This window comes from Limnohabitans sp., from assembly GCF_044361645.1.
Classification (GTDB): domain Bacteria; phylum Pseudomonadota; class Gammaproteobacteria; order Burkholderiales; family Burkholderiaceae_C; genus Limnohabitans_A.
This window is the reverse complement of record NZ_JBIKIL010000195.1, coordinates 1-4,146: the sequence shown is the minus strand read 5'-3', so window position 1 is coordinate 4,146 and position 4,146 is coordinate 1. Positions and strand designations below refer to the sequence as shown.

At 57.9% G+C, this 4,146-nt stretch carries 6 protein-coding genes; 2 read left to right on the top strand and 4 right to left on the bottom strand.

What is annotated here, in order from left to right; translation table 11 throughout:
• Nucleotides 1-262 precede the first annotated feature (262 nt).
• Complete coding sequence (locus ACIQ39_RS18835; protein ID WP_396436116.1) at nt 263-1,153, bottom strand: AraC family transcriptional regulator N-terminal domain-containing protein; 891 nt, start codon at nt 1,151-1,153, stop codon at nt 263-265.
• A 155-nt stretch (nt 1,154-1,308) separates the two neighbouring features.
• Here ACIQ39_RS18835 and ACIQ39_RS18830 point away from each other — a divergent pair, with 155 nt between their 5' ends.
• Together ACIQ39_RS18830 and ACIQ39_RS18825 are read left to right on the top strand one after the other, a co-directional pair.
• Nucleotides 1,309-2,178: an SDR family oxidoreductase gene (locus ACIQ39_RS18830; RefSeq protein WP_396436115.1), complete on the top strand. Its 870-nt coding sequence runs from the start codon at nt 1,309-1,311 to the stop codon at nt 2,176-2,178.
• A gap of 10 nt (nt 2,179-2,188) precedes the next feature.
• A complete protein-coding gene (locus tag ACIQ39_RS18825; protein ID WP_396436114.1) occupies nt 2,189-3,001 on the top strand; it encodes an SDR family oxidoreductase in 813 nt (270 codons plus the stop codon).
• 82 nt (nt 3,002-3,083) lie between these two features.
• Here the strand turns inward: ACIQ39_RS18825 and ACIQ39_RS18820 are convergent, their stop codons facing one another.
• From ACIQ39_RS18820 to ACIQ39_RS18810, 3 genes are read right to left on the bottom strand one after another with little or no spacing between them, the layout of a single operon-like run.
• A complete protein-coding gene (locus tag ACIQ39_RS18820; protein ID WP_396436117.1) occupies nt 3,084-3,245 on the bottom strand; it encodes a hypothetical protein in 162 nt (53 codons plus the stop codon).
• Complete coding sequence (locus ACIQ39_RS18815) at nt 3,245-3,661, bottom strand: type II toxin-antitoxin system HicB family antitoxin (RefSeq protein WP_396436113.1); 417 nt, start codon at nt 3,659-3,661, stop codon at nt 3,245-3,247. The genes ACIQ39_RS18820 and ACIQ39_RS18815 overlap by 1 nt, the downstream gene beginning before the upstream one ends.
• A 57-nt stretch (nt 3,662-3,718) precedes the next feature.
• Nucleotides 3,719-3,895, bottom strand: coding sequence for an mRNA interferase (locus tag ACIQ39_RS18810; protein WP_396436112.1), 177 nt, complete (start codon nt 3,893-3,895; stop codon nt 3,719-3,721).
• Between the last annotated feature and the right edge of the window lie 251 nt (nt 3,896-4,146).

Sequence of the window (4,146 nt, the reverse complement as noted above, 5' to 3'; positions counted from 1 at the left end):
ATCCCCACACCAACTGATGCGCGGATCGGCCTCAAAGGCTGGTGCCGCTTGTGTACCCCAAACAAAACGGCCCCGGAATCGCTCCCGGGGCCGTTTCTTTTTTAACTCAGCGAATCAACGCTCAGGCCGTCACGCCCTTCGCGTTCTCCACATACTCGTCAATCTGGTTGAAGTTCATGTACTTGTAGATGGCGGCGCCGTCTTTGTTCACGATGCCCATGGCATCAAAGTACTCGGCACTGAAACCCCGACGTTCCGGCAGCTATTGCCAACTGTGCAGGTCACGATCCTGCTTAGGTGCGCACCCAAACTTGCGGGCGTAATCCCGAGAAAACTGGGATGCACTCTCATAGCCCAGTCGAAAAGCCACCTCAGAGACTTTGTCCTTGGTGGTGCGCAAAGCATCGCGCGCGTGCAGCAGACGCAACTCTTTTTGGTACTGAAGCGGCGATGTTCCAGTGACGGCCTTGAAATGCTCAAAAAAAGCGGAGTGGCTCATGGCCGCGCGCTGCGCCAAATCACCAACGGCGATGGGGCTTGAGAGGTCGGACTGTATGGCTCTGGTGGCCTGGAAAATCCGACTGGCCGTGGTCTCGTGCCAGAGCAGCCTTTGCAATTGCTCGCCTTGGGGCCCCAGTAAAAGACGTGCGTGTATTTCACGGCGTGTGATAGGAGCCAACAGTTGTCGGGTGTTGTCCGATTCGGATTGCACGAGGTAGCGCAGCAGCGCTGCTTCCATCTCCCCATCGCTTGGCGACACCGCGATGGAAAACGGACTGGAAGACGGGCCTGCACGCACCGGCGTGGTCTCCGAGGCCAGCGTTCGCAACAAGTCCATGTCCAGTAGGAAAACCAGTGCGACGTAGGGGTGGTCCGAAGTGGCTTGCGTGATGCGCGAGACCACGGGCAACAAATGGCTCACAACAAGCGATGCCCCCTCCCCCACACGCACCGTCGTGGTGTTGGTACCCACCTCTTTGGCACCTTGCAGCACCAGGCACAGCAGCGGCCGATAGAGGGTGGCGTCTTGCCGCGTCGTCTGGGTGTATCGCAGCAGGTGCATGCCGCTGGGTGCATGGTCAAGCCCCCCCTGGCTCAGACCCTCGCGGGTCATCAGAGTGGTGACATGTTTCAACAGCAAAGGGAGTGTCATGGGTTTCTCCAGAACCGACGCCAAGGCAAAATTTGAAAATCATCCAAAAAATTACACAGATGGACTATTGTGCAAGTAAATCGGAAATTTTTGCATGAATTCATGATATTAAAAAATTAATATGCAAGCATCAATCTAGAAAGGTGTACTGAACCATGGCAAAAATTTTCATCACTGGCATTGCGGGTGGCTTTGGCCTGCCCACGGCATTGGCTCTCTTGGCGCGGGGCCACACCGTTGCGGGCAGTGTTCGCCGCAGCGGGGGCAAGAACGCGCAGGCCGTCGCCTCGCTGGCGAGCGCTGGGGCGCACATCGTTGAGTTGGATGTGACCGACACCGCCAGCACGGAACAAGGGCTTGCGCAAGCCATCGCCGCGCTCGGTGGGCTCGATGTGGTGTTCAACAACGCGGGGATAGGGGCCTATGGCATCCAAGAGCTGATGTCCCCCGAAGAGATGGCCCAGGTGTTTGACGTCAATGTCATGGGGGTGCAGCGGGTGATGCGCGCCGCGCTACCGACGCTGCGAGCGCAGGGGCGAGGCACGGTGTTGTACACCTCCAGTTTGATCGGGCGCGTTGCCATGCCTTTTTATGGCACGTATTCAGCGTCCAAGTGGGCCCTGGAGGCAATCGCCGAGTGCTACCGCACTGAGCTCTCCGGCTTCGGCATCGAATCCTGCATCTTGGAGCCAGGCGCCATGCCCACCGCGTTTTTCGAAGGCATGGTGGTACCCAACGACCACACCCGGGCCAGTGGCTACGGCGACTTTGCGCAGGTGCCCCAGCAGTCAGCGGCTGGCCTGGCGCAAATGCTAGAAGCCACACCCCAGCAGCGGCCTGAGCGTGTGGCCGAGGCCGTGGTCGCCTTGCTGGACATGCCGTCTGGCCAGAAGCCCTTCCGCACGGTGGTCGATCACACGGGCGTCGGGCCACAGATCCAGCGCTACAACGAGACGCTGCACGAGGTGACGCGCACCCTCATGACGAACTTTGGCATCGAGCAGATGCTTGACCTCAACGCCTGAAGGGGCTGACATGAAAACCATTTTGATCACAGGCGCATCGTCTGGCATTGGAAAAGCCACCGCCTTGCGCTTTCAGCGAGAAGGCTGGAACGTCGCCGCCACCATGCGTGACCCATCTGCAGGGCGCGATCTTGAAGGACTGGACCATGTGCAGGTCTCTCGCCTCGATGTGACGGACGCCTCATCGATTGAAGCCGCGGTTGCCCGTGCCATCCAACACTTTGGCCGCATCGATGTGTTGCTGAACAACGCTGGCTATGGCGCCTACGGCCCTCTTGAAGCCTTTTCTAGCGAGCGCATCCGGCGCCAGTTCGACACCAATGTGTTGGGTTTGTTGGACGTAACAAAAGCGGTACTGCCCCACATGCGGGCGAGGCGATCGGGCACGGTCATCAACATTTCTTCCATCGGTGGGCAGATCACGTTTCCCTTGGGCACGCTGTATCACGGCACCAAGTTTGCGGTCGAAGGTTTGTCCGAATCCTTGCACTATGAGTTGGAGCCACCGGGCATCCGCGTGCGGTTGGTGGAGCCCGGCATGATCAAAACCGACTTCGGTGGCCGCTCGTTTGACTTTGCCATGGAAGACGGTCTCACCGACTACGCACCCACAGTCGAGGCGATGGGGCGCCTCTTCGGCAAGTTGGCCGCCAACCCCTCTTCCCCGGAGATCGTGGCCGATGTGGTTTGGGAAGCGGCCCACGAGACTGGCAACCGCCTGCGCTTTCGCGCCGGTGCCGATGCCCATCGATTGCTGGATGACAGAAAGGCCCAAGACGACGCAACCTTCATCGGCGAATTGAAGAACTTGATGATGCGTTGATGGGGTTCGAAGACGCACCTCATGCAAAACGGCCCAGGGATCGCTCCTTGGGCCGTTTCTCTGACGGGGTCAGCGCCGAAGCTCAGACCGTCGCGTTTTTCGCGTTCTCCACGTACTCTTCAATCTGGTTGAAGTTCATGTACTTGTAGATGGCGGCGCCGTCTTTGTTCACGATGCCCATGGCATCAAAGTACTCGGCCACGGTGGGGATGTGGCCCAGCGTGGCTGCGGCGCGCAGAGGCATCAAATAATGGACAACTCCAAGCGCTTGCCCATGGCCCCAAGGGCCTGGGCAATGGTGTCGATCTTGGTTTTGTGCTCCAGATTCAAAATGCGGTTCACCTCTTGGGGCAACACCTGCATCTTGCGCGCCAAGTCAGCGGGGCGCACTTGCTGGGACAGCATCTCGTTGAGCAGCAACACTTTGGCGCTGATGCTGGGGGACAGCTCGACCAACTGCTCGCCGCGTTTGGGCTTGGTGGGCGCTGGCACAGGGCGCTGGTCTTCAAAGTAAAAGTCCATGGCGGTGACCAATGCGTCACGCGCCATGTCCATGGCTTCTGTCATGTCATCACCCTGGGTGATGGCTTCAGGCAAGTCGCGAAAAGTCACGACAAAACCGCCTGCTGGATCTGGCTTGAAGGTGGCTGGGTAGTGCATAGCTCATTTCCTTTCTAGGAAAACTAATTCACCCCGCCGTTGCCTGCGGGGCTGGGTTCACTTCAAACCCAATTGTTTTTTGACTCCGTCGACCAAGGGCTGTTTCAGTTCCTTGGCCGGGTGCCTGGGTAAGATGCTTTGCTTGCCGTTGCAATACACCTTGAGGTGTTTTGTGCCGTCCTTGAAGGTGGCGCCTTGCTTGATCAGCCATCGCACAAATTCGCTTTGCTTCACATCATGCTCAACTTTCTTGGTGTTGAGATGGTTTTATTCTAAACAAGAATGTTTATATTTTGCAAGCAATTTTGTTTGCAAAATTCTGTACAGGCGGAGCAGTTATGGGCTGGATGGCATGTCCGCATCGGCATAGGGGGCAGTCAACATGACTGCGCCCCTGCCACACCACCTAGCATGCGGGTCCGCACTAGGCGGTTCGTGAGGTTGAGGTTCATACCAGACGTGGTGCTCCAAGCTTATCAAAGTAT

Excerpts from the sequence above, each read along its gene's own strand:
- ACIQ39_RS18835 (WP_396436116.1), bottom strand. The coding sequence starts at position 1,153 with ATGACACTCCCTTTGCTGTTGAAACATGTCACCACTCTGATGACCCGC.
- ACIQ39_RS18830 (WP_396436115.1), top strand. The coding sequence starts at position 1,309 with ATGGCAAAAATTTTCATCACTGGCATTGCGGGTGGCTTTGGCCTGCCC.
- ACIQ39_RS18825 (WP_396436114.1), top strand. The coding sequence starts at position 2,189 with ATGAAAACCATTTTGATCACAGGCGCATCGTCTGGCATTGGAAAAGCC.
- ACIQ39_RS18820 (WP_396436117.1), bottom strand. The coding sequence starts at position 3,245 with ATGCCTCTGCGCGCCGCAGCCACGCTGGGCCACATCCCCACCGTGGCC.
- ACIQ39_RS18815 (WP_396436113.1), bottom strand. The coding sequence starts at position 3,661 with ATGCACTACCCAGCCACCTTCAAGCCAGATCCAGCAGGCGGTTTTGTC.